The organism is Prosthecodimorpha hirschii (genome assembly GCF_001305515.1).
Taxonomy (GTDB): domain Bacteria; phylum Pseudomonadota; class Alphaproteobacteria; order Rhizobiales; family Ancalomicrobiaceae; genus Prosthecodimorpha; species Prosthecodimorpha hirschii.
Map to the genome: position 1 here is coordinate 3019393 of NZ_LJYW01000001.1, position 23125 is coordinate 3042517.

23 protein-coding genes and 1 tRNA gene are annotated in these 23125 nt (G+C 67.1%); 7 read left to right on the forward strand and 17 right to left on the reverse strand.

Features of this window, described 5'->3' with window-relative positions; all coding sequences use genetic code 11:
* Positions 1 to 112 precede the first annotated feature (112 nt).
* Entirely contained in the window at positions 113 to 1567 is a 1455-nt protein-coding gene (locus ABB55_RS13160; RefSeq protein ID WP_054359215.1) for a methyl-accepting chemotaxis protein, read from the forward strand.
* A 158-nt stretch (positions 1568 to 1725) separates the two neighbouring features.
* The gene (locus ABB55_RS13165; RefSeq protein ID WP_054359216.1) at positions 1726 to 3198 is read left to right on the forward strand and encodes a protein adenylyltransferase SelO; all 1473 of its coding nucleotides are present in this window, start codon (positions 1726 to 1728) and stop codon (positions 3196 to 3198) included.
* Positions 3199 to 3264: 66 nt separating this feature from the next.
* Here ABB55_RS13165 and ABB55_RS13170 read toward each other — a convergent pair whose 3' ends face one another.
* From ABB55_RS13170 to ABB55_RS13220, 11 genes are all read right to left on the reverse strand, one after another.
* Entirely contained in the window at positions 3265 to 3888 is a 624-nt protein-coding gene (locus ABB55_RS13170) for a ferric reductase-like transmembrane domain-containing protein (RefSeq protein WP_054359217.1), read from the reverse strand.
* Between the two features lie 5 nt (positions 3889 to 3893).
* The gene (locus ABB55_RS13175) at positions 3894 to 4382 is read right to left on the reverse strand and encodes a peptidase associated/transthyretin-like domain-containing protein (RefSeq protein WP_054359218.1); all 489 of its coding nucleotides are present in this window, start codon (positions 4380 to 4382) and stop codon (positions 3894 to 3896) included.
* A gap of 258 nt (positions 4383 to 4640) precedes the next feature.
* Positions 4641 to 5327 (reverse strand): fumarylacetoacetate hydrolase family protein, encoded by a 687-nt coding sequence (locus tag ABB55_RS13180; RefSeq protein WP_054359219.1) that lies wholly within the window; start codon positions 5325 to 5327, stop codon positions 4641 to 4643.
* An 18-nt stretch (positions 5328 to 5345) separates the two neighbouring features.
* Positions 5346 to 6071 (reverse strand): ABC transporter permease, encoded by a 726-nt coding sequence (locus tag ABB55_RS13185; protein WP_394367260.1) that lies wholly within the window; start codon positions 6069 to 6071, stop codon positions 5346 to 5348.
* Between the two features lie 42 nt (positions 6072 to 6113).
* Positions 6114 to 6929, reverse strand: coding sequence for an ABC transporter ATP-binding protein (locus ABB55_RS13190; protein WP_152982256.1), 816 nt, complete (start codon positions 6927 to 6929; stop codon positions 6114 to 6116).
* A 29-nt stretch (positions 6930 to 6958) separates the two neighbouring features.
* The gene (locus tag ABB55_RS13195; protein WP_200912024.1) at positions 6959 to 7792 is read right to left on the reverse strand and encodes an ABC transporter permease; all 834 of its coding nucleotides are present in this window, start codon (positions 7790 to 7792) and stop codon (positions 6959 to 6961) included.
* Between the two features lie 164 nt (positions 7793 to 7956).
* Positions 7957 to 8949, reverse strand: a complete 993-nt coding sequence (locus ABB55_RS13200) for an ABC transporter substrate-binding protein (RefSeq protein ID WP_200912025.1) — start codon at positions 8947 to 8949, stop codon at positions 7957 to 7959.
* A 374-nt stretch (positions 8950 to 9323) separates the two neighbouring features.
* Entirely contained in the window at positions 9324 to 10004 is a 681-nt protein-coding gene (locus ABB55_RS13205; RefSeq protein ID WP_054359222.1) for a GntR family transcriptional regulator, read from the reverse strand.
* A 395-nt stretch (positions 10005 to 10399) separates the two neighbouring features.
* Positions 10400 to 10475: transfer RNA gene (locus tag ABB55_RS13210), tRNA-Ala, on the reverse strand.
* Positions 10476 to 10733: 258 nt separating this feature from the next.
* Positions 10734 to 11555, reverse strand: coding sequence for an ABC transporter permease (locus ABB55_RS13215; protein ID WP_054359223.1), 822 nt, complete (start codon positions 11553 to 11555; stop codon positions 10734 to 10736).
* Between the two features lie 54 nt (positions 11556 to 11609).
* A complete protein-coding gene (locus ABB55_RS13220; protein WP_054359224.1) occupies positions 11610 to 12401 on the reverse strand; it encodes a hypothetical protein in 792 nt (263 codons plus the stop codon).
* Positions 12402 to 12644: 243 nt separating this feature from the next.
* On the opposite strand from ABB55_RS13220, the gene ABB55_RS13225 reads away from it, so the two are divergent.
* Entirely contained in the window at positions 12645 to 13310 is a 666-nt protein-coding gene (locus ABB55_RS13225; protein ID WP_083463592.1) for a septation protein A, read from the forward strand.
* Positions 13311 to 13344: 34 nt separating this feature from the next.
* Here the strand turns inward: ABB55_RS13225 and ABB55_RS13230 are convergent, their stop codons facing one another.
* The gene (locus ABB55_RS13230) at positions 13345 to 13989 is read right to left on the reverse strand and encodes a 2-hydroxychromene-2-carboxylate isomerase (protein ID WP_054359225.1); all 645 of its coding nucleotides are present in this window, start codon (positions 13987 to 13989) and stop codon (positions 13345 to 13347) included.
* A gap of 304 nt (positions 13990 to 14293) precedes the next feature.
* On the opposite strand from ABB55_RS13230, the gene ABB55_RS13235 reads away from it, so the two are divergent.
* On the forward strand, positions 14294 to 15142 hold the full coding sequence (locus ABB55_RS13235) for a phosphatase PAP2 family protein (protein ID WP_054359226.1): 849 nt from the start codon (positions 14294 to 14296) through the stop codon (positions 15140 to 15142).
* 58 nt (positions 15143 to 15200) lie between these two features.
* Positions 15201 to 16427: an argininosuccinate synthase gene (locus ABB55_RS13240; RefSeq protein ID WP_054359227.1), complete on the forward strand. Its 1227-nt coding sequence runs from the start codon at positions 15201 to 15203 to the stop codon at positions 16425 to 16427.
* A 70-nt stretch (positions 16428 to 16497) separates the two neighbouring features.
* On the opposite strand, the gene ABB55_RS13245 is transcribed toward ABB55_RS13240, so the two are convergent.
* Positions 16498 to 17850 carry a multidrug effflux MFS transporter gene (locus ABB55_RS13245; RefSeq protein ID WP_244472032.1) on the reverse strand — a complete coding sequence of 451 codons (1353 nt, stop codon included), beginning with the start codon at positions 17848 to 17850 and terminating at the stop codon, positions 16498 to 16500.
* A complete protein-coding gene (locus ABB55_RS13250) occupies positions 17847 to 18377 on the reverse strand; it encodes a MarR family winged helix-turn-helix transcriptional regulator (RefSeq protein ID WP_054359228.1) in 531 nt (176 codons plus the stop codon). The genes ABB55_RS13245 and ABB55_RS13250 overlap by 4 nt, the downstream gene beginning before the upstream one ends.
* A gap of 308 nt (positions 18378 to 18685) precedes the next feature.
* Between ABB55_RS13250 and typA the strand changes: the two genes are divergently transcribed.
* Complete coding sequence (gene typA / locus ABB55_RS13255; protein ID WP_054359229.1) at positions 18686 to 20509, forward strand: translational GTPase TypA; 1824 nt, start codon at positions 18686 to 18688, stop codon at positions 20507 to 20509.
* Positions 20510 to 20953: 444 nt separating this feature from the next.
* On the opposite strand, the gene ABB55_RS29740 is transcribed toward typA, so the two are convergent.
* The 3 genes from ABB55_RS29740 to ABB55_RS13260 form a co-directional block, all read right to left on the reverse strand.
* Entirely contained in the window at positions 20954 to 21307 is a 354-nt protein-coding gene (locus tag ABB55_RS29740) for a hypothetical protein (protein WP_152982035.1), read from the reverse strand.
* A 187-nt stretch (positions 21308 to 21494) separates the two neighbouring features.
* Complete coding sequence (locus ABB55_RS31125; RefSeq protein WP_264411661.1) at positions 21495 to 21617, reverse strand: hypothetical protein; 123 nt, start codon at positions 21615 to 21617, stop codon at positions 21495 to 21497.
* 270 nt (positions 21618 to 21887) lie between these two features.
* Positions 21888 to 22472, reverse strand: coding sequence for a hypothetical protein (locus ABB55_RS13260; RefSeq protein ID WP_054359230.1), 585 nt, complete (start codon positions 22470 to 22472; stop codon positions 21888 to 21890).
* A gap of 131 nt (positions 22473 to 22603) precedes the next feature.
* Here ABB55_RS13260 and ABB55_RS13265 point away from each other — a divergent pair, with 131 nt between their 5' ends.
* A complete protein-coding gene (locus ABB55_RS13265) occupies positions 22604 to 23116 on the forward strand; it encodes a GNAT family N-acetyltransferase (RefSeq protein WP_054359231.1) in 513 nt (170 codons plus the stop codon).
* Positions 23117 to 23125 lie beyond the last annotated feature (9 nt).

Consider the following 23125-nt stretch of genomic DNA (forward strand, 5'->3'; position numbering starts at 1 on the left):
TGCCGTCAGAAATCAATTCTCTAGTACCCAAATCGTTTCGCATATTATCGATTTAACCGATTCTCAAATGAAACGCGTTGTTCTTGACGTCTGCAATGTCAGGAAAACGATCATGTTCGAGTTTGGCGGCAATACCCAGCGATTGAAGGCGCTCTCCGAGGCCGTTGAAAATTCCCAAGGCGTCATCGAGTTCCTCGCCGACGGCACCATCGTGGACGCCAACCCGAATTTCTGTGCCGCCAGCGGATATGCGGTCGGCGAACTGAAGGGGCGCCACCATTCGCTGCTGGTCGATCCGAACTACGCCCGCTCGGAAGGCTATCAGATGTTCTGGGCCGCGCTCAGGCGCGGCGAGAGGCAGACCGGCAGGTTCGAGCGCCGCAACAAGGACGGCAAGGTGCTCTGGCTCCAGGCCACCTATGCGCCGAAGCGGGCGCGCAACGGCGCCGTGGAGGGCGTCGTCAAGGTCGCGGCGAACGTCACCGAACAGATCCTGGCCGAGGAGCGGGCGCGGCTTCTGCTCGGGATTCTCGATCAGCTGCCGGTCAACGTGATCACCTGCGATCCGAAGACATTCCTGATCGACTATGCGAATACCACCTCGATCGAGACGCTGCGCCGCATCGAACGCTACCTGCCGGTCAAGGCCGACCAGCTGATCGGCACGTCGATCGACGTCTTTCACAAGCGCCCCGAGCATCAGAGGTCGATGGTCAACGATCCGAAGCGGATGCCGCACCGGGCCGAGATCCGGGTCGGACCCGAGGTGCTCGACCTGGAGGCTTCGCTGGTCAATCACCGGCCGCTGATCGTCTGGTCGATCGTCACCGACCGGTCGCAGATGTCTGCGGATGTCGGACGCGTCACCAACGACCTGAATAAGATCGCCGTCGACCTCGGCTCGGCGGCGAGCCAGCTGGCCGGCAACGCCGAGAAGGTCGGCAGCATGGCCCAGGCGGTCGCGGCCGCCTCCGAGGAACAGGCTGCCGCGATCGGGGAGGTCGCCGAGCGCACCTCCGCCACCGCAGGCCGCGCCATGAAGATGGAGGAAGCTGCGACCGACGCGCGCGCCCGCATCGGCGGGCTTGCCCAGATCGTCGGCGGGATCGGCGAGGTCGTGAACCTGATCGACGGCATTGCGGCGCAGACCAAGCTGCTGGCCCTCAACGCAACCATCGAGGCCGCGCGCGCCGGCGAGGCCGGCCGGGGCTTCGCCGTGGTCGCCGCGGAAGTCAAAGCCCTGTCGGATCAGACGTCGCGGGCGACCGCCGACATCGCCGCACGAATCACGAAGGTCCAGGAGGGAACCGGCGACACCGTCGATGCCGTCGATCTGGTGCTGGCCGGCATTCGCAGCGTCGGAGAACTCACCAATGCGGTTGCGGCCGCCTCCGAGCAGCAGCGCGGCGTCGCCGCGGAGGTGACCCGCACCATCGCCTCGGTCGCCCATGAGGCGATCCAAGCCGGGACCGCCGCCAAGTCGGTCTCCGAGGGCGCCGACCGGGTGACCGAGACGGCGGTGCTGCTGAAGGAGAAGATCGCGGCCTTCTCCAAAAGCGCGATCTGAAGCCGGTCCCTATCGACCGACGCCGCGATGCCGACGGGGCGGCGCGGCGCGCTTTCGGCGCGCCGCGACCTTGCCGCGGGCGGGCCTTCGCCCGATCTTAGGCGGGCGACCAACCGCGGGGCGATCCCGTTGCGGCTGGCGACACCGAGGCCGGCCCCGTGACCATCGCATTCGACAACAGCTATGCCCGTCTGCCCGATCGCTTCTTCGCGCGCGTGAACCCGACGCCGGTGGCACAGCCCCGGCTGATCCGGCTGAACCGTGCGCTCGCCGACGACCTCGGCCTCGACGCCGACCGGCTTTCGGAGCCCGAAGGCGTGGCGGTGCTGGCCGGCAACCGGATCGATCCGCAGTCCGAGCCGATCTCGATGGCCTATGCGGGCCACCAGTTCGGCCAGTTCGTCCCGCAGCTCGGCGACGGCCGCGCCATCCTGCTCGGCGAAGTGGTCGACCGGCACGGCCGGCGACGCGACATCCAGCTCAAGGGTTCGGGCTCGACGCCGTTCTCCCGCCAGGGCGACGGGCGTGCGGCGCTCGGCCCGGTGCTGCGGGAATATGTCGTCAGCGAAGCCATGGCGGCGCTCGGCGTGCCGACGACGCGTTCGCTGGCGGCGGTCGCGACGGGCGAGCGGGTCCGGCGCGAGCGATGGCTGCCGGGCGGCGTCCTGACGCGGGTTGCGTCGAGCCACATCCGGGTCGGCACGTTCCAGTTCTTCGCCGCGCGCGGCGACGGCGACGGGGTGCGCGCGCTGGCCGACCACGCCATCGCCCGGCACTATCCGGACGCCGCCGCAGCGGCCAATCCCTACCGCGCCTTCCTGGAGGCGGTCACCTTCGCGCAGGCCGACCTCGTCGCCCGCTGGTCCCTGATCGGCTTCATCCACGGCGTCCTCAACACCGACAATACGGCCGTCTGCGGCGAGACGATCGACTACGGCCCCTGTGCCTTCATGGACGCCTACCATCCGGCGACGGTGTTCAGCTCGATCGACATGCAGGGCCGCTATGCCTTCGGCAACCAGCCGCGCATCCTGCAGTGGAACCTGACCCGGCTCGCCGAGACCCTGCTGCCGCTTTTGGCCGACGATGAGGCGGCGGCCATCGCGGCGGCCGAAGGCATCCTGGGTCGGTTTCCGGGCCGGTTCGAACAGCGCTACCATGCCGGACTGCGCGCCAAGCTCGGCCTTGCCACGACGCAGGAGGCCGATATCGCCCTTGCGCGCGATCTCCTGATGGGCATGGCCGAGGGGCAGGCCGACTTCACGCTGACCTTCCGCCGGCTCGCCGATGCGGCGGCCGATCCGGCGCGGATGGACGCCGTCCGCGCCCTGTTCGTCGATCCGACGCGCTTCGACCTCTGGGCGCCGCGCTGGCTGGAGCGGCTGGACGCCGAGGGCGGCGACCGTTCCGCGCGCGCGGCGGCGATGCGGGCGGTCAATCCGATCTACATTCCGCGCAACCATCTGGTCGAGGCGGTCATCGAAGCCGCGGTCGATCGGGACGACTTCGCACCGTTCCACCGTCTGGTCGAGACGCTCGCCGATCCTTTCACCGAACGGGACGGGTTGGACGCCTTCGCGCGCGCACCGGAACCGCACGAGCGGGTGCTGCAGACCTTCTGCGGGACCTGAGCGGCGGCCGTTGCGTCGGGTTCGATGCCGGGCGGCCCGGCTGCCGGGGTCCTGGCCCGGCGGCACTCATGGAGACGCCGAACGCTTCGCCCGTCCCTTGAGATCCGCGACGACCTTGGCGGTCGCCACGAAGACCAGGGCGCACAGGGCGACCTTCGACATCGTCTCCATCGTCCCCTCGATCAAAACGGCATGGACGATGCTGCCCAGCACGATCACCAGCGCGAGCGTCATATGGACGATGCGCCACAGGCGCGGGCCGATGCGCAGTCGCCGGCGCAGGAGCGCCAGCAGCGCGACCGCGAAGACCGCCGCCATGGCGATCACGCCCCAATTCGAGAAGGGCGTCGGCGATCGGAAGAGCAGCGCGTCGACGACATCCGGCGGGCTGGTGATCCACAGGCCGGCAACGTGGATCACCACCGCCAGAACCAGAAGGGCGCCGACCCAGCGATGCAGACGGCGGCCGCGATAGGCCGACAATCCGGGCAGATGGCCGCCCGCCAGCAGGGGCTGGACGAGTTGGAGCGCCAGCGCGGCGATGCCGGCGAATCCCGCAGCGATATAGACGGGACCCCGCCAGGCCAGGAGCGGGCTTGCCGCCGCGGCCGCGATCGGGACGGCGAGCGCCACCACCAGGGCGACCCAGATCAGCCAGACCCGCGCCGGCGTCGCTGCGCTTCGGTCCAAAGCGCTCACACCGGCTCGAGAACGAAATGCGCCTCGAGGCTCTTGTCCTTCGAGCTCGGCATCACCGGGCGCAGGAAGACGGTCCGATAGGGGCCGCCGTCATAAGCGAGATGGCCGTGCGGCTGGCCGAAGGCCGGCACGATCTGCGGCATCTCGAGGCGGAACACGCCATTCGCGTCGGTGAGCGTGGCACCGTGGCTGCGCTGGTCGCTCTCGTAGCCTTCCGTCGTATGGGCCCAGATCTGGATGCGCTGCCCGGCAAGCGGGGCGCCGTCGCCGGCCCGGCGCACGGTGCCGGTCATCCAGAAACCGCCGCCGCCGATCCGCTCCACGATCGGCGCGCCCGGCCGGTAGTTGTTGGACCCGCCAGCCATCGACGGCGTCGGCGCCAGGCCCGCCGCCCGGACGGGCAGGACAAGTCCGGCCATCCCGCTGGCCAGTGCGCAGCCACCGACGGCCATCAGGCGGCGGCGATCGAGCCGGACATCGGTCATGAACGGTCCTCCTCGAAAAGGCGCGCCCTTCTGTCTCCGTTGCAGACGCGCACCTGCGCTACATTAGGGCAGGCGGCGGCTTGATAAAGGGGCCTTCTCGTCGAAGGCCGGGACGATTGCGGCCGGAGCCGTCGGCCGGTCTCGTCGGGCGAGGTTCCGACGGCGTGCCCGGCGGCCGGTCGCGGGCCGATGACCGGCGGTCGACGCCGCCGGCCTTCAGGAGCTCCCGGCCGATCCGGTCGGCGGTTCCGGTCTCGGTCAGGCGACCTTGACGCGGAAGTCGCCGACGCCGTCGACATGGCCGTGCAGGGCGTCGCCCGGCTTGACCGCGCCGACGCCGGCCGGGGTGCCGGACATGATCAGGTCGCCCGGCGCGAGCACGAAATAGTCGGACAGGTAGGAGATCATCTCCGGCACCTTCCAGATCATCTGGTTCAGATCGCCGGTCTGACGGCGCTCGCCGTTGACATCGAGCCAGATCCCGCCCGCCGCCGGATGCCCCACGGCCGCGACCGGATGGAGCGGGCCGCAGGGCGCGGACTGTTCGAACGCCTTGCCGATCTCCCAGGGGCGGCCGAGCTTCTTGGCCTCGCCCTGCAGGTCGCGGCGGGTCATGTCGAGCCCGATCCCATAGCCGAAGACATGGTCGAGGGCCTGATCGACCGGGATGTTGGCGCCCCCGCTCTTCAGCGCGACGACCAGCTCGATCTCGAAATGGACGTCCTTGGACTTCGGCGGATAGGGAAAGTCGATACCTTCGAGCAGGATATTGTCGGGGTTCTTCTGGAAGAAGAATGGCGGTTCCTTGCTCGGGTCATGGCCCATCTCGATGGCGTGTTCGGCGTAGTTGCGACCGATGCAGTAGATTCGCCGGACGGGGAAGAGATCCGAGGAGCCGACGACGGGCAATGCGGCCACGGACGGGGGCGAAATGACGTAACCCACGAGAGACGTTCCTTTTCTTCAGTTTCGGGATCCGGCGAAGTAGTCGACCCGGCGCTCGATCGCACCGAGCAGGGTATCGATCAGGAAGGCGAGCCCGAAGAGCACAATCAGCATGGCCCACATGTGCTCCATCAGGAAATTCGACGAGTAGATCTCGAAGAGGCGGCCGAACCCGACCACCGAGACCAGGAGCTGGCCGATGATCACGCCCTTGACGGCGCGCAGCAGTCCCAGCCGGATGCCGGTCAGGATCTCGGGAAGGGCGGACAGGACGTAGATCTTCGAGAAGGCCTGCCAGCGGCTGGCCCCGTAGACGCGCGCCATCTCGACCAGCGACGGCGAGATCGATTGCGTCCCGGCCCGTGCGTCCAGGATGACGATCCAGATCGCGAACAGCACCACCGTCAGCACGATCGTGGTCTCGCCGAACCCGAAGATGGCCATGATCACCGGCACCAGCGCGGAGAGCGGGGCCGAAATGAACACGTTGACCCAGGGCAGCAGAAGCCGGTCGAGAAGCGGCACGCGGCCCATCAGGATGCCGACCGGCACGCCGACCAGGATCGCCACCGCACTGCCGGCCGCAAAGGTGCGCGCCGTGATGCCGACGGCCTCCCAGAAGCTCTCCGTCCCGGCGATCTCGGCGAGACGGACCAGCGTCGCCGACAAGGGCGGGATCAGAAGGGTGAGGTCGGCCCGGCCGACGATCTCCCAGACGATCGCCCAGACGACGAGCGACGCCATGGCAGGAATCCGGTAGCCGCCGATCAGCATGACGTCTCGCCCTCACTCGACATAGTGGCGCAGCCCCTGCCAGATATCCTCGACCGTATCGAGATAGTCCGGGTGCCGGCGGATGCGATCCGGATCGCCGTCGCGCGGCAGGTCGATCTCGATGATCCGCTGCACGCGGCTCGGGCGCCGCGACAGCAGCACGATCCGGTTGGAGACATAGACCGCCTCCTCGATCGAATGGGTGACGAACAGGAAGGTCTTGCGCTCCTGGGCGACCAGACGGAGCAGGTCCTCCTGGAAGCGGCGGCGCGTCTGTTCGTCGACGGCCGAGAAGGGCTCGTCCATCATGACCACGTCGGCATTGACCGCGAGCGCCCGCGCCAGGCCGACGCGCTGGCGCATGCCGCCCGACAGTTCGTGCGGATATTTGTGCTCGAAGCCCTTGAGGCCGACCGCCTCGATATAGCGCTCGGCGACGGCCTCGCGCTCCGACCGCGCCACGCCGCGCAGTTCGAGCCCGAAGGCGGCGTTGCGCAGCACGGTCGCCCAGGGCATCAAGGCGAAATCCTGGAACACGAAGCTGCGCTCCGGCCCGGGCCCCGTCACGCGCCGACCCTTGACGAGGATTTCGCCGGCCGTCGGGGCGACGAGACCCGCGATGATCTTCAGGAGCGTGGTCTTGCCGCAGCCGGAGGGGCCGAGCAGGGAGGTCAAGGCGCCTTCCGGGAAGGTCAGGCTGATATTGTTGAGCGCTTCGACGCCGCCACCATAGGTCTTGGAGATGCCGCGCACCTCGACGATGCCGTCGGGCGCCGCGGCGGCCGGGATGCCGTCACCGAAACGGCCCGGATGCGCGCTCGGAGGCATACCGGCGGAGCCGGCCGGGAGCGTCGTGATCATGCGGTCCTCCGCGTCTCGGGTCGCAGGAAGCGCTGCTCCACGAAGCCCAGGATTTCGATGAAGCCGACCGACACCATGATGATCGCCGCGATCGCCGCGTACATCTTCGGATAGTCCGCGATCGACTGGTTGTAGGTGATGATGTCGCCGATGCCGGTGGGGGTGACGAGCAGTTCGGCCAGCACCGCTCCGACGAAACCGGCCGCCGCGCCGAGGCGCAGTCCGGCGAAGATGACCGGCGTCGCGGCCGGCAGGATGATCTTGCGGATGATCTGCGCCCGCGTGCCGAGAAAGCTGGTGCCCATCTCGATCAGGCTGCGCGGGGCATGGCGCACGGCCTTGAAGGAATTCAGCACGATCACCGGCATGGCCATGATGCAGACGATCGACACCTTGGTCAGCAGGCCGATGCCGTAGGCCATCACCAGGATCGGGACCAGCGCCGCCAGGGGCGCGGCCTGCAGGACGATGAAGATCGGCACGCCGAACCACTCGACCCGTTCGTCGAGCCCCATCGCCACGCCGATGCCGACCCCGACGGCGCCGGACACCGCCAGTCCGATGGCGAGCGGCGTCAGCGTCACCCCGAAGGCACGCAGCAGACTGCCGTCGGACAGCAGGGCCACGAAAGCCGTGGCGGTCTCCGAGAAGGGTGGAAAGGACGGGCTGACCGGCCAGCGGCCGGCGATCTCCCAGGCCAGTAGCGCGATGGCGAAGGACACCGCCCGGAGCGTGAGGGGATGGACGAGCGCGGCGAGCGGCCGGAAGCGGGCGGCCCGGGCCACGGTCGCAGGCGGCGTCGAGAGGCTGTTCATGCCGGTCCCGATCATGAGGAAACGTCCCTGGCTGGGTCTGGTCCGCCCGCCGCGGGGCGGCGCGGAGGCGCCGATCTGAGGGTCATCCTGCCGCCCGGGCATCATCCGGCGCCGGACACCGGACCGGCGCCGCCGGTCCGAAGGCCGCGCCGCGGAGCCCGGCGCCGGCGCCCGGCGGGTCAGCCGCCCATCTTCTTGCGGGCGCGCTCGAGCGGTCCGAAATCCCAGAACTCCTCGACCTTCAGCTCCGCCGCCGGCCCGGCCATCTGCCCGGCCTGGGTGTAGAAGTCGAAGTCGAGCTTGACCGCCTGCGGCGACCCGCCGGCCTTGTCGAAGACCCCGTTGTCGACCGCCTGCCGATAGTACTTGTCCACGTCGGCGAGCAGTTCCTTCGGCAGATCCTTGAGCAGGCCTCGCTTGACGCGCTCCTTTTCGACCATGGTCGGATCGGCCGCCATCTCGCGCCAGACCTTGGCGAATTCCTCGACGATCGTGTCGGCCGCGGCCTGGTTCTTGGCGAGCCACTCGGTGCGCGCGAACAGGATCTCGTCGCTGGCCTTCTCGTCGAGGCCGGGCAGGACGTGGAACTTGTCCGCGCTCTTGGCGAGCAGGAGGTTCTTGTTGGCGAGGTCGACGATGGTCGCCTTGATCTGCCCGTTCAGCATGGCGACGACGCGGTTTTCGGAGCCGGCCACATAGGAGCGTTGGCCGAACTTGATCCCGTTCCGGTCGGCCAGGATGTTGCCGATCGCCTCGGTCCCGGTCCCGCGGGCGTGGAACACGAAGGGCTGGCCGTCGAGGTCCTTCCACGTCTTGTAGAGCGATTTGTCGGCGACCGCGAAGAACACCAGACGCGTCACCTGGAAGATGCCCTTCAGCGGGGCCTTGGATTTCTGAATGACCGCATAGGGCGTGCCGATCCCGAGATCGGCCTGGCCGTTGACGACGGCCTGGATCGCCAGGTCCTCCTTGGCGAAGGAGGTCAGCGTATAGTCGATGCCGCGCTCCTTGGCCCGTTCGAGCGCCACGATGTAGGCGAGCGTTTCGACCGACACGGTATCGCCGAGCGCAACCTGGACCTTGGCGGCCTGCGCTTCCGCCACGGCGGCCGGAACCGTCACGGTCAGGACGGCGCCTGCGATCGCACCCATAAATCTGGACATGAACGACATGGGAACAGCTCCCTCGGCAGTTTCCTCAAGGCGCCCCGCCGGTTCTCCGGGCTCTGCGGCAGCCTCGGACCGGAAGGTATATCGCTGAATATGGTCGCGCAAACTATTTTATCGATATTTTTGGAGTGCGCCAATTTTCGTCGCGAAAAGACGTGGGCGAGCGACCGCACCGAAGCGACGACGGGCGCCGGTCCGGGCCGGATATCGCAGACGGACGATCGAAGGCGGCGCCAGACGCGCGGTGCGCGGCCTCATACCAACGGCGCGGGATGCCGACGCCTCGGGCCGTTGAAGCAACGCGAATTTCTCATAGGCGTCAGGGGCATGCGAAATTCGCGTATCGAATGCCGACGATCATTCCATGACCGTCGGTATCAGTCGACGGCGACGGCGAAGTCGGTCTCGATGATGGTCAGGGTCTTCTGATAGTGCCGCTGCAGCAGCTCGACGGTGCGCTCGACCTCGCCGTCGATGGCCGCGTCCATGATTTCGCGGTGCTCGTCAGGCCCCTGCCGGGCCGGGTAGACCCGAGCCGCCGCGAGCCGGCGATAGCGGTCCGCCTGGTCGCGCATGTCGCGGCAGAAGCCGAGCAGCCAGGAGGAGCCGCAATTGGCGATCAGGGCGTGGTGGAACTCCCGGTGCCGCTCCTCCCAATCCGGATTGAAGCTGTAGCTGGCCGGGTCGAGCGAGCGGGGCGTCCGCGACAGGCGGTGAAACGCCAGCACCACGCCCTCCTCCCAGGCGACGGTGCGGTGCAGGATCGATTCGCGCACGGCGATGCCTTCGAGCCAGCATCGCGTCTTCACCAGTTCGGCCAATTGGGCGAGGCTGACCTGGGAGACGTAGAATCCGCGCTGGTCGCGGCGTTCGACGAGGCCCTCCGAGGACAGGCGGTTCAAGGCCTCGCGCACGGGGCTCGCCCCGGTCCCGTAGCGCTCGCAGACGAACTCGATCCGCAATTTCAGACCCGGCGCGAGCGATCCGGCGAGGATGTCGTCTCGAATCCGGTCATAGACCGTGGACGAGGTGGTGAGGCGGACGATGGGTTCGTTCATGGCAGCCGGACAGAAGCGACGGTAACCGGGGGTTCATAGCACGAACCACGACGCAGGAAAGAAAAACGATTATCCGAGCCAGAATCAATTTTCATCGAGTTTGTGATCGCCCGCCAGGATCCCAGGCGGCGGCCGAGCAGACGCCGAGTCCCGGCGCCGCAGGCCGTCAGAGGGACGGCATCGCGGACGTCCTGCGTGCCGCACACGGTCCCGCCGCCGTCGACGCCAACGAAGCGCCCAGCCTCGATGCCGCGCCGCCCGGTGCCGCCCGCGGACCGCCCCATGGCCGTCTCAGACAGACAGCCGACGACGCTCACCCGATCGTCAAACCGGGCATATGGTCGAATGCCATTCGTTTCAGCGCTTCGGAAATGTGCCGGCCAAGCCGGCGGAATTGGTGGAGCCGAGGGGAATCGAACCCCTGACCTCTGCAGTGCGATTGCAGCGCTCTCCCATCTGAGCTACGGCCCCGTCTGGCCTGCGGACAGGCCCCTCGGACCTGCGAACAGGCCCCCGGCTGGGATGGGCGCCATTTAGGGTGTGGGGCGGGGGGCTGTCAAGCGATTGTCCGGGGCGGAATGCAGAGCGGTGGCGGGGGGCGCCGGCCGCCGCCGGAGGCCGGCCCGGCTTGCCGCACCGGCGGCGCCGGGACGGCGCCGGCGCCTGTCGATCCCGCCGCCGGATCCGCGGCTCTATCCCCGGATCCGGCGCCGGGCTCGGCCTGACGGCTCAGGATTCGGTGGTCATGCGGGCGCGGGCGAAGCGTTCGAGCGACAGGGCGATCACCGCCATGCCGAGCATCGTCCCGTAGAAATACGAGAGATCCATCGTCTTGCTTTCGTAGAAATTGTAGAACCCGGATCGCGCCAATTCGATCGGGTGCATCAGCGGGTTCCAGGCGATGATTTCGCGCATCGTCGGCGGCATGTAGTCGACCACGAACATCTTGCCGGAGAAGATGAACTGGGCACGCCGGAGGACGCTGTAGAAGCGATCCCACCAGGGCAGGTAGACCTCCAGCGAGGCATTCAGCACGCCGATCACGAAGCCGTAGACGCCGGCCATGAAGATCGCCTCGTAGACGCGCAGGATATCCTCCGGCCAGAGAACCTGCTCGGGGAAGATGGTCTTCATGAAGAAATTGTGACTGAACAAAAAGATATGATAGATAATGATCATGTTGGTCACGATCATCACGAACTGCGCCACATAGATGTCGAAGGGCGTGATGATCGGGAAATTGAGCACCATCTTGTTCTTCGACATGGCGCCCGAAATCGCGGCTTCCGTCTTGTTGAAGGCGTAGAAGACGACGACGCCCTGAAGGAAGAACAGCGCCATGCTGTTGCCGAGCGGCGGGATCGGGTGGAACTCGTAGCGGATGAGGGACAGGCCGATGATCAGCGCCAGCGGCTCGATGAAGGTCGAGGCATAGCCGAGCCGGCCCTCGCTCGACCGGTGCACTTCGCGGCCGAGCAGGGCGACCACGTTGCGAAAGCGCATCGCAAGCGGCGACCCGTAGGGATTGCGGGTGCTTTTGGTTCGAGCCATGCCGTGCCGTTCCTGCCAAGCGCCCGCCCCGGGACGCCTCCGCCGGGCGGGCGGTCAGGCGGCGTCCGAGGTCCGGAGCGCGCGATTGAAATCCACGTAGCCGACGACCGCGTGAACAAGTTCGTGTTCGGGTCCGTCTTCGCCGAACGGCGCCAGCGTCCAGGTCCAGCACGCATCCGGAACCGGCAGGCGATGGCCGCCGATCAGATCGACCGTCTCCAGGACCCGGCCCGCCCGATCGACCGTCCGTTGCTCGGTATCGGTCAGCAGGCAGACCCGGCCGCGAAAGCCGGCGAGCCCGGCGAGATGGCCGGCCACCAGGACCGGGCCGATCGCGTCAGGTTGTGGTAATGTAGCGATCGTGTGCGCCGCGGCAAGGTCTTCGTAGGCGAGCGGGATCTGGCTCAGGAGATTGGCCGAGACGACCAGGTCGACCTCCGGGTCGGCGGCGAATTCGGCGAGCGGATCGCCCGACGGCCGGCCGTCGGACGCGAGGCCGGCGAGATCGCGCGTGACCAGGACGACGTTGCGATGCCGCACCAGGCGCAAGCGGACGATGCTCAGATGGACGGCATCGACCAGCAGGACGGTTTCAAAGGCGGCGGCAAGCCTCGCCACGGGCACGTCGCGGACGAGTCCGGAGCCGAGCACCACCACCTTGCGGCGCCGCGGCAGGTCGGCCATGGCGCGCTCGACCACGGACCAGCATTGCCGGTAATGGGGCGCCCAGGCGGCCGCGCAGCGACCGGCCCGCGACCACAGATCGACGGCGGCCTTCAGATGGCCGAGCCGGCGATGCGCGGTCGGGCAGGGCGTGGTCAGATAGACGAGGACTTCGGCAAGCACGGCGGCTCCGGCCCGGCTTCGGCGGGCGATTCGGTCGATCCGGGGCCAGTCTAGCGCCCCGGGCGGCGGCGGTCCCGCGGGGCCGTTCGCCGGGGGCCCCCGGAGCGGCGGTCGCGATCGCGTCCGTCCCGCCTGACGCGGCCGGCGGCGATCGGGGGTTCGGCGGCAAAAGCACCGGCGGGGGTGGTTGCCCAGCGCCGGGCCGCCTACGTAGGATGCTCGAAGTCAACCGGACAGGAAGCCATGACGACGACGCCCTCCGCCGATCCGTCCCCCGCCGCCGGCCCGGTGACCGCCCCGACCGCCCGCCCAGATGCGGTCCATCCGGGCGTAGCCCGCAGCAAGGCGAAGCTGCCGACCGGGGTCAAGCTGGCCATCGATTTCGGGCCGCTGCTGGTCTTCTTCCTGGCCTACCGCTTCTCGGACATCTTCGTCGCCACCACCGCCTGCATGATCGCCACCGCGGTCGCGCTGGCGGTCGCCTATGCGCTGACCCGGCACCTGCCGGTGATGCTGCTGGTCACCGGCGCCGTCGTGATGATCTTCGGCGGGCTGACGATCTATCTGCACGACGACACCTTCTTCAAGATGAAGCCGACCATCATTTACGGTCTGTTCGGTATCGCGCTCGCGGTCGGGCTGCTGTTCGGGAAGTATCTGCTCTCGCATGTCTTCGAATTCGCGATTCGGCTCGATGCGGAGGGCTGGCGCAAGCTGACGGTACGCTGGTGCCTCTTCTTCTTCGCGATGGCGATCCTGAACGAACTGGTCTGGCGCAACGTGTCGCAGGCGCGCTGGGTCGACTTCAAATTCTTCGGGCTGCCGGCACTGACCTTCCTGTTCGCCATGGCGCAGATGCCGCTGATGCAGCGCCACACCGTCGAGGACGAGGGCGACACTCCGGCCTGACGGCCGCGGCAGGGGCGCGGGATCGGGGCGCGGTTCAGCGGCGCGCGGCGGCGCCGCCATGCGTGCCGGCCGCCCAGGCCAGGGCATCGTCGAGCCGGTCGTTGCCCCAGAACAATTCCCCGTCGGCGGTGACGAAGCTCGGTGCGCCGAAGATGCCGTGGCGCTGGGCGTCCTCGGTGACGATCTTCAGCCGATTCTTGATCGCCTCGTCGGCGCGCGCGCGGGCGACCAGCTGCTGGCCGGCAAGCCCGAGGCCGTCGAGCAAAGGAACCAGGGTCTCCGCCTTGGAAACATCCCGCCCCTCGCCGAATTCCGCCGTGTAGACGGCCCGCGAGAAGGGCGCCACCCAGCCCTCCTGGGCGCCGATCAGCGCCAGACGCGCGGCCAGCAAGGTGTTCTGCGGGAAGGGATCCGGGCGCCGGAACGGCAGCCCCATCGCGGCCGCCGAGCGCTCCATGTCGCGCCACATGTAGCGGCCCTTGGCCGGATAGAGATTGAAGGGCGAGGTGCTCCAGCCCTGGCCGGCGAAGATCGGGCCGAGCAGGAAAGGGCGCCAGGTGATCGCAACCCCGGCCTCCGCGGCCGCGGCCTCGATCCGCATGGCGCTGAGATAGGAATAGGTCGACGCGAATTCGTACCAGAATTCGACGGAGGACACGGGCTTCGGCGTGGCGACCATGCGCGACACTCTCCAGCACAACGGCGGTTTACGCCCGGATCCGTCATGATCCCGGCAGCGACGCGACCGAAACCCCGACGGACACGAATCGTTTCCATGCCCCCGCTTCGAACTGTAGAGCCAGACAGGAAGGAAGGGGAACACTTCCTGGACCGGCATCCCCAATCCGACGGCGGGCAGAGCGCCCGAGCGGCCGCGGCGCCGGCTCGATCGGCACTGCGGCGATCGATACCGCCGCGCCGATCGGAGCCGAAGGCGGAGTGAAGCGTTCATCCGGGCTGGACCCGATCGAGGAAGGACCTGCATGACCGACGATCCCGCCGCCGCGAGCGGCCCCCGGGGCGGCCCCGGCCCGGACGGCCGCCGCGCCCGCCGCCGGCTCGCCGACCGGCCGGTCCTGGCCTGTCTCGCCGCCACGCTGGTGGTCTCGCTGGTGTTCCTGGCCCTGCCGCAGCTCGATCGCGCCGCCACCGGCCTGTTCTATGGCCCGGACGGCTTCGCGGCGGCGACCGATCCGTGGCTCGTCGGCCTGCGGCTGGCCGGACGGATCGTCACCCGGATCGCCATCGTCGGCCTGGTCGTCCTGCTCATCGCCAAGGCACTGACGCCGGACCGGGTGGCGCGCGTGCCGCTGCGCGCGCTCCTGTTCCTGGCCGCCAGCCTCGCCGTCGGACCCGGGCTCGCCGTCAACCTGACCCTGAAGCAATACTGGCATCGGCCGCGGCCGGCCGAGACCGACCTCTTCGGCGGCGATTTTCCATTCGGGCTGCCCTGGATGCCGACCGGCGGCTGCGTTGCGGACTGCTCGTTTCCATCCGCGGAGGCCTCCGCCGCGATCTGGTGGGTGGCGGTCGCGCTCGTCGTGCCGGTGCGCTGGCGGAAGGTCGCGACCGTCGCGGCCCTGCTCTGGGCGACGGCGATCTCGCTCAACCGGATCGCCTTCGGCGGCCACTATCTGTCCGACGTGCTGATCGCCTGGTGCCTGACGCTGACCCTCGTCTTCCTGCTGCGCGACCTGATCCTGATCCGGCTGCCGGAGGCGACTGTCGCGCGACTGGAGGCCGGGCTGGCGCGGCTCGGCGGACGGCGGCCGGCACCGACGGAGCATCGATCCGGGCCTGCGCGCACGGATCGGGAACCACCCTTGCCTTGACAGGCGCGCCCGGGGCTGTAAGCCCGTTGCGATCCAAGTCTTAGACCGCGAGAGATCCATGTCAGCCGGTAGCGTCAAGAAGGTCGTGCTCGCCTATTCGGGCGGCCTCGACACGTCGATCATCCTCAAGTGGCTTCAGGTCACCTATGGCTGCGAGGTCGTGACCTTCACGGCCGATCTCGGCCAGGGCGAGGAGTTGGAGCCGGCGCGCAAGAAGGCCGAGATGCTCGGCATCAAGGAGATCTTCATCGACGACCTGCGCGAGGAATTCGTGCGGGACTTCGTCTTCCCGATGTTCCGCGCCAATGCGCAGTATGAGGGGCTCTATCTGCTCGGCACCTCGATCGCCCGGCCGCTGATCGCCAAGCGCCAGATCGAGATCGCCCGCGCGGTCGGCGCCGACGCGGTCTGCCACGGCGCGACCGGCAAGGGCAACGACCAGGTCCGCTTCGAGCTGACCTATTATGCGCTGCAGCCCGACATCACCGTGATCGCGCCCTGGCGCGAATGGGACTTCAAGAGCCGTGAGGCGCTGATCGACTTCGCCGAGAAGAACCAGATCCCGATCGCCAAGGACAAGCGCGGCGAGGCGCCCTTCTCGGTCGACGCGAACCTGCTGCACTCCTCCTCGGAGGGCAAGGTGCTCGAGGATCCGTGGATCACGCCGCCCGAATATGTCCACATGCGCACCATCTCGCCCGAGGACGCGCCCGACAAGGCGACCGAGATCGAGATCGAGTTCGAGAAGGGCGATCCGGTGGCGATCGACGGCGAGCGCCTGTCGCCGGCCGCGCTGCTGACCCGGCTCAACGAGCTCGGCAAGGCCAACGGCATCGGCCGGCTCGACCTGGTCGAGAACCGCTATGTCGGCATGAAGTCGCGCGGCGTCTACGAGACCCCCGGCGGCACCATCCTGCTGCAGGCCCATCGCGGCATCGAGTCGATCACGCTCGATCGCGGCGCCGGCCACCTGAAGGACGAGCTGATGCCGCGCTATGCGGAGCTGGTCTACTACGGCTTCTGGTACAGCCCCGAGCGCGAGATGCTGCAGGCGCTGATCGACAAGAGCCAGGAGATGGTCTCCGGCACCGTGCGGGTGAAGCTCTACAAGGGCAACGTCATCGTCACCGGCCGCAAGTCGCCCTACTCGCTCTACGACCAGGACCTGGTCACCTTCGAGGAAGGCAAGGTCGCCTACGACCACCGCGACGCCGCCGGCTTCATCAAGCTCAACGCCCTACGCCTGCGGACGCTCGGCAAGCGGCGGATGAAGTTCGAGCAGTAATTCCGGCGCATCGCGGGATTTCAGAAATGGGCGCCGGTCGGGACTTCGGTCTCCGGCCGGCGTTTCCGTTTCAGGCTTTCCGCGCCTTCGGGGCCAATAACGCTGCGGCGAGTGCGATGGCCATCATGGCGGGCAGGATGGTGCCGATGGCGGTGACGGGATCGCCGAACAGGGCGGCCGCGAGGCTGCCGAGGAGGCCGCCGCCCATCTGCATGAAGCCGAGCAGGGCGGCGGCGGCGCCGGCCATGTGGGGGAAAGGCGCCAGCGCGCCGGTCGACGGGCCGGGCATGATCAGGGCGAGCGAGAAGGCGTAGACGCCGATCGGCAGCATCACGGTGAAGAAGGTCGGCGGCACGGTGCGCATCAGCACGGCCAGCACCAGCGCAGCGGCGAGGCCGAGCAGGATGCCGGGCATGACCAGCCGGTTGGCGTCGAAGCGGACCAGGAGCTTGCGCATGATCAACCCGCCGGCCGCGAAGGACAGCGACTGCGCCATCATGCCGAAGCCGAACTGGGTCGGCGTCAGGCCGGCGCGGTCGATCAGCACGAAGGGCAGCATGGTGCCGAGCGCGTAGAGCGCCCCGATGCCCGCACCGAGCACCGTCGACGGCACGATGAAGCGCGGATCGACGATCAGCCGGCCATAGGCGGCGACGAGCCGGACCGGATGGACCAGCGCCGGATCGGGCCGTCGGTTGGTCTCCGTCATGGCGAAGACGACCAGTCCGATCACCACGGCGCCGTAGAGCACCATCAGGCCGAAGATGGCGTGCCAGCCGAACAGTTCGAGCGTGATGCCGCCGATGGTCGGCGACAGGGCCGGACCGACCGCCAGCATGATGCCGATCGTGTTCATGATGCGGGCGGCATCCTGGCCGGTGAACAGGTCGCGGACGATGGCCCGCGCGATGGCGACGCCGGCGGCCGCGCCGATCCCCTGCAGCAGGCGGGCGACGAGCAGGATATCGACCGTCGGCGCCCAGAGCGCGAGCGCGGAGGCGACGAGGTAGAGCAGCATGAAGGCGAGCGTCACCGGCCGCCGGCCATAGGCGTCGGAGAGCGGGCCGCAGACGAGCTGCGCCAGCGCGAAACCGGCGAAATAGGCGGTCAGGGTCAGCTTGACGGTGGCGATCGAGGTGCCGAAGGCGACGACCAGCGTCGGCATGGCCGGCGTGTAGAGCGCCATCGAGATCGGGCCGAGCGCGACCAGGATGGCGCCGAGGATCGCGGTGCGGTTCGCCGACATGGCCGGCGCCGCGACGGCGGCATCCGGTCGGATCGGGTCGAGCGAGGGCGACAGGGAGGCGTCGGCCTCCGCCATGCCGGCGGCGGCGAGCGGCTCGGTGGCGAGCGGGTCTGGACCGTGAGCGCGCGACGAGGCATCGGCCGGAGCGGCGGACACAGACTTCAAGGACATGTTCATGCGGCGGAGGCTCCCCGGTCGTTTCCCAGACCGTCGAGATTGGAGCGGATGCGGCGCAGGAGATCGCGCAGCGCGTCGACCTCGCTGTCGGCGAGGCCCGCAGTCACCTCGGCCTTGACGGCCGCGCCGATTTCGATCAGCCGCGCCACGGTCGGGGCGGCCTCGGGCGTCGTGCGGATCAGCTTGGCGCGGCGGTCGGCCGGGTCCGGCAGGCGCCGGATCAGGCCGCGCGATTCCAGACGGTCGAGAAAGCCGACCAGCGTCATCGGCTCGATGCGCATGGTCTCGGCCAAGGCCGCCTGGCGGGCGCCCTGCAGGCGGGCGATGCTGACCAGCGTGCGGGCCTCCGCGGCGGTGAAATCGTAACCCGCCGTCTTCAGGGCGCATTCGAGCCGCCGCCAGAACAGACGGGTCACGTCGGACAGGATGACGGCGATGGATTCCTCGGGCGAACCCGGCGCGGGAAGGCCGCATGCCGGGTGCGGAGAGGGGTCGACCGGCGAGGCGGCCGGGGCTTCGGATATCATGACGGTTTCCAGATGATCAGGTGGCCTTAATATATGGACGGGAGACGACCTGTCGATCTCGGACCGCCGCATGGCTCGGCTCCGCGGGATGCAGGACGCCGCAGCCCGGCCGGGGAGCCGCGTCGGGACCGATCGGCGCGGCCGTCATCGCCGCGTCACGCGGCGCGGGCCTCACTGTCGCGGCGGTTCGCCTTGCGGCGCAGCATGGAAAAGGTTATGCACAGCGCCAAATTCCCAGAACGACCGACGACCTCGAAGGAACGCGGTACAGGCCCGGAACGGCGGGCGTGCCGCGGCGAAGGATTTTCATGAAGCTGCGCAACATCGCCATCATCGCCCATGTCGACCACGGCAAGACCACGCTGGTCGACGAACTGCTCAAGCAGTCCGGCTCCTACCGCGAGAACCAGCGGGTGGCCGAGCGCGTGATGGATTCCAACGAGCTCGAAAAGGAGCGCGGCATCACCATCCTGGCCAAGGCGACCTCGGTCGTCTGGAAGGATACCCGGATCAACATCGTCGACACCCCCGGCCACGCCGACTTCGGTGGCGAGGTGGAGCGCATCCTGAACATGGTCGACGGCGCCATCGTGCTGGTCGATGCCGCCGAAGGCCCGATGCCGCAGACCAAGTTCGTGGTCGGCAAGGCGCTGAAGGTCGGCCTGCGCCCGATCGTGGCGATCAACAAGGTCGATCGCTCGGACGCCCGCATCCAGGAGGTCGTCAACGAGGTGTTCGACCTGTTCGCCGCGCTCGACGCGACCGACGAACAGCTCGACTTCCCGATCCTCTACGGCTCGGGCCGCAATGGCTGGATGGCCATGAGCCCGGACGGCGACCAGGGCACCGGCATGGCGCCGCTGTTCGACCTGGTGCTGCAGCATGTCCCCGAGCCGACCGTCGAAGAGGGGCCGTTCCGGATGATCGGCACCATCCTGGAGGCCAATCCCTTCCTCGGCCGCATCATCACCGGCCGCATCTCGTCGGGCACCATCAAGCCGAACCAGTCGATCAAGGTTCTGACGCGCGACGGCCAGATGCTGGAGCAGGGCCGCATCTCGAAGATTCTGGCCTTCCGCGGCATCGAGCGCACGCCGATCGAGCTCGGCGAGGCCGGCGACATCATCGCCATCGCGGGCCTGACCAAGGGCACCGTCGCCGACACCTTCTGCGATCTCTCGGTCGACACCCCGCTGCCGGCCCAGCCGATCGACCCGCCGACCGTGACCATGTCGTTCATCGTCAACGACAGCCCGCTCGCCGGCACCGAAGGCGACAAGGTCACCAGCCGCGTCATCCGCGATCGCCTGCTCAAGGAAGCCGAGGGCAACGTCGCGCTGAAAATCGAGGAATCCGAGGACAAGGACTCGTTCTTCGTCTCCGGCCGCGGCGAACTGCAGCTTGCCGTGCTGATCGAGACCATGCGCCGCGAGGGCTTCGAACTCGCCGTCTCCCGCCCGCGCGTGGTGATGAAGCGCGACGAGGCAACCGACGAACTGCTCGAGCCGATCGAGGAAGTGCTGATCGACGTCGATGAGGAGCATGCCGGCGTCGTCGTTCAGAAGATGAGCGAGCGCAAGGCCGACATGATCGAGATGCGCCCCTCGGGCGGCAACCGGCAGCGTCTCGTGTTCTACGCGCCGACCCGCGGCCTGATCGGCTACCAGTCGGAACTGATGACCGACACGCGCGGCACGGCGATCATGAACCGCCTGTTCCACGCCTATGCGCCCTTCAAGGGCGAGCTGCCCGGCCGCCGCAACGGCGTGCTGATCTCCAACGACGCCGGCGAGGCCGTCGCCTATGCGATGTGGAACCTGGAAGATCGCGGCCCGATGATGATCGAGCCCGGCTGGAAGGTCTATCAGGGCATGATCGTCGGCGAGCATACCCGCGAGAACGATCTCGAGGTGAACGTGCTCAAGGGCAAGAAGCTGACCAACATCCGCGCCGCCGGCAAGGACGAGGCGGTGCGCCTGACCCCGCCGATCCGGATGACGCTGGAGCGCTCGCTCGCCTGGATCCAGGACGACGAGCTGGTCGAGGTCACGCCGAAGTCGATCCGCCTGCGCAAGACCCATCTCGACCCGAACGACCGCAAGCGCATGGAGCGCCTGCGCGAGGCCGGCTGATAAACCATCAGGTTTGTAAGTTATCAAGATGACCGCGGTCGGGCATTTAGTCAAGCCGCGGTTTTTTTTGCAGTCATCGGGGTGAGATAGTCACAGAGATTTTTATCCACCCTCGCCCCCTACAATTGCAGACCTTGTTTCCAAAAATGCTCAAGCAATCCTGACCGCTACCACTTGAAGATAAGCTGACAATAATACAATTTGATTGGACTGGATCGTAACTCCATGATGCTGCACTCGATCCGGCTCGACTCAACTCCTGTATTCTGACTGGACCGACCTGGGCACCTACCGGAAGGCAAAGCTGATTCCGCGTTTCAGATCGCTCAGACTGGCTACAGCCAGGACTAGTTAATTCAAGCACTTGAGAAAGTTCCTGTGCAACGACTGACCCGGCGGTCCCAAAAACCACAAAGGCCATTGCTATTTTTTTTAAGCAACTTTTCACTGTGACGTTCCCCCTTGATTAGAGGTCACACCGCTTTTCGTTGTTCCTTGTGTATTCTTCACTTCTATTTGATAAGCACTGTTATTTAATGTGGCATTTGATAAATATGCTAGAGAAAAAACGTTGAATATAAAGAAAATTATCTTAATTTTTATTTCAACTTTGTCTAGTATAAATACCAACATTGAAAATAAACAACTAAAAATAAATATTGTAATCAGTATATTATGGGTTAGCCCAATCTGTTCGGCTAAACGATTTGCAAAGCCGGCAGATTGACCAATGAGCTGCAAACCAATTGCCATCGATGGGACAAATCCACCAACCAATATCTGACTGTTCCTTTCCATGAACAGCTCCAAATGCAATCGCTTGAGTACTCCTGTACTATGATAGCATTACTATATTTTGCAATAGGAAATTGCACATTTAATCAGGCCTTGAATCAATCTCTCAAAACACGAAGGCCGCGGGTCGGATCGACGCCGCGGCCTTTTCGTGTGGATTCCAGGTTGTCGATTGCTGGTGCGGACCCGATCAGGTCTCGTCGGCCAGATGGCCATAGCGACGGCGGGCTTCCCGGCGCATCTGCTGGGCATCGGCCAGGACGTCGTTGATTTCGGACAGGGTACGGCGGATCGACTTCCAGACGGGACGCATGACGGCCTCCATGGTGAGTGGCGAGCCCTCGGGTCCTGCAGCGCTTCCGTTCGATCTTCACGTCGATGACGCATTCAATATAGGGCCTTCGCAAACGCATCGTTACCGGTGCGACTTGACGTCAGACCTGCGCGATACGCAGAGCTTACTTCAATCGTTTCAGTCATTGCGGAGAAGAATGAAACGATTGAAGCGTTCCCGGGCATCGGCATCTTTCGCAGGACGCGGGGGCCGGACCGGCGTCGCGCGATCAGGCCTGCAGAGGGCCGGTCACCGGAAATCCTCGCCGACCTTTCCGTACCATTTCGGGGAATTGCCGTTGCAGACCCAGCGGACGGCCTCCTCGTCGGCGACGCGCGCCGCCAGCGCATTGGCGTCCGGGTTGGCGACCGCGTCGACATATCCGAACACGCAGGTGTCGGTCGCGTCGCGGCCGAGGCGGGCGATCGCCAGGACCGAGCCCTTGCGGCCGTCGACGCTCCAGATGTAGCGGAAAATCGCCGCTTCCGGCACGATCGCGTTGCCGCGGCGCGGGCCGCGCCATTCGACCTTCGGGCCGGTCACCGAGAATTTCGGGAAGTAGTGGTAGTCGTCCTCGAACCGGCGCGCGCGGCTGAAGGCCACGCCGGCCCGCAGGTCGCCTTCGGCAATGAACACGTTCCAGCTGCCGTAGCCCTTGCAGCGCCAGGCATAGGGCTCCGGCTTGCCGTTCTCGTCGCCGTCGGGCGGAGCGCTGTCGGTGACCGCGCAGCCCTTCAGGTCGAGATCCGTGAAGGCATTCTCGGCCGCCATGGCCGCGCCGGCCGGCAGGACGAGGGCGAGAGCCGTGATTGCGACGGCAAGGTGTTTCGGCATCGGATCCTCTCTTCCGGCGACAGGCGATCAATCTAGCGAAGGTCCGGCCGGCCAGCCACAATGCAGGCGCGGCCCAGGTCCCGACATGTTCCCTCTTCCGCCGCGGCGCGGACACGGATACGCTTCGTTCCATGAGACTTGGACAGATCGGTGTCCGGCGGGCGACCGCGAAAGATGCGGAAGCCATCGCCGGCATTCACGACGAGGCCTGGCGCCTCGCCTATGGCGGCATCATTCCGGGCGGCAACCTGGAACGTATGGTCGCGCGCCGCGGGCCGGCCTGGTGGGCGAAGGCGGTGGAACGCCGCGCCGCCATCCTGGTGATCGAGGTCGGCGGCCGCATCTGCGGCTACGCGACCATCGGGCCGAGCCGGATGCGCATGCTGCCCTTCGCCGGCGAGGTCTACGAGATCTACATGAAGCCGGAATATCAAGGCCTCGGTTTCGGCCGGCCGCTGTTCGAGGCTGCGCGCGACGAGCTGAAGCGCTACGGTTTCAAGAGCTTCGCGGTGCGGGTCCTGCGCGACAACGAGATGGCGCAGGGCTTCTACCGGCGCCTCGGCGGCGTGCAGGCGGCCGAGACCTCGGAACGGATCGGCGACCGCTCGCTGCCCGTCGTCGTGTTCGGCTGGCCGGCCCCCTGACGGGATCGG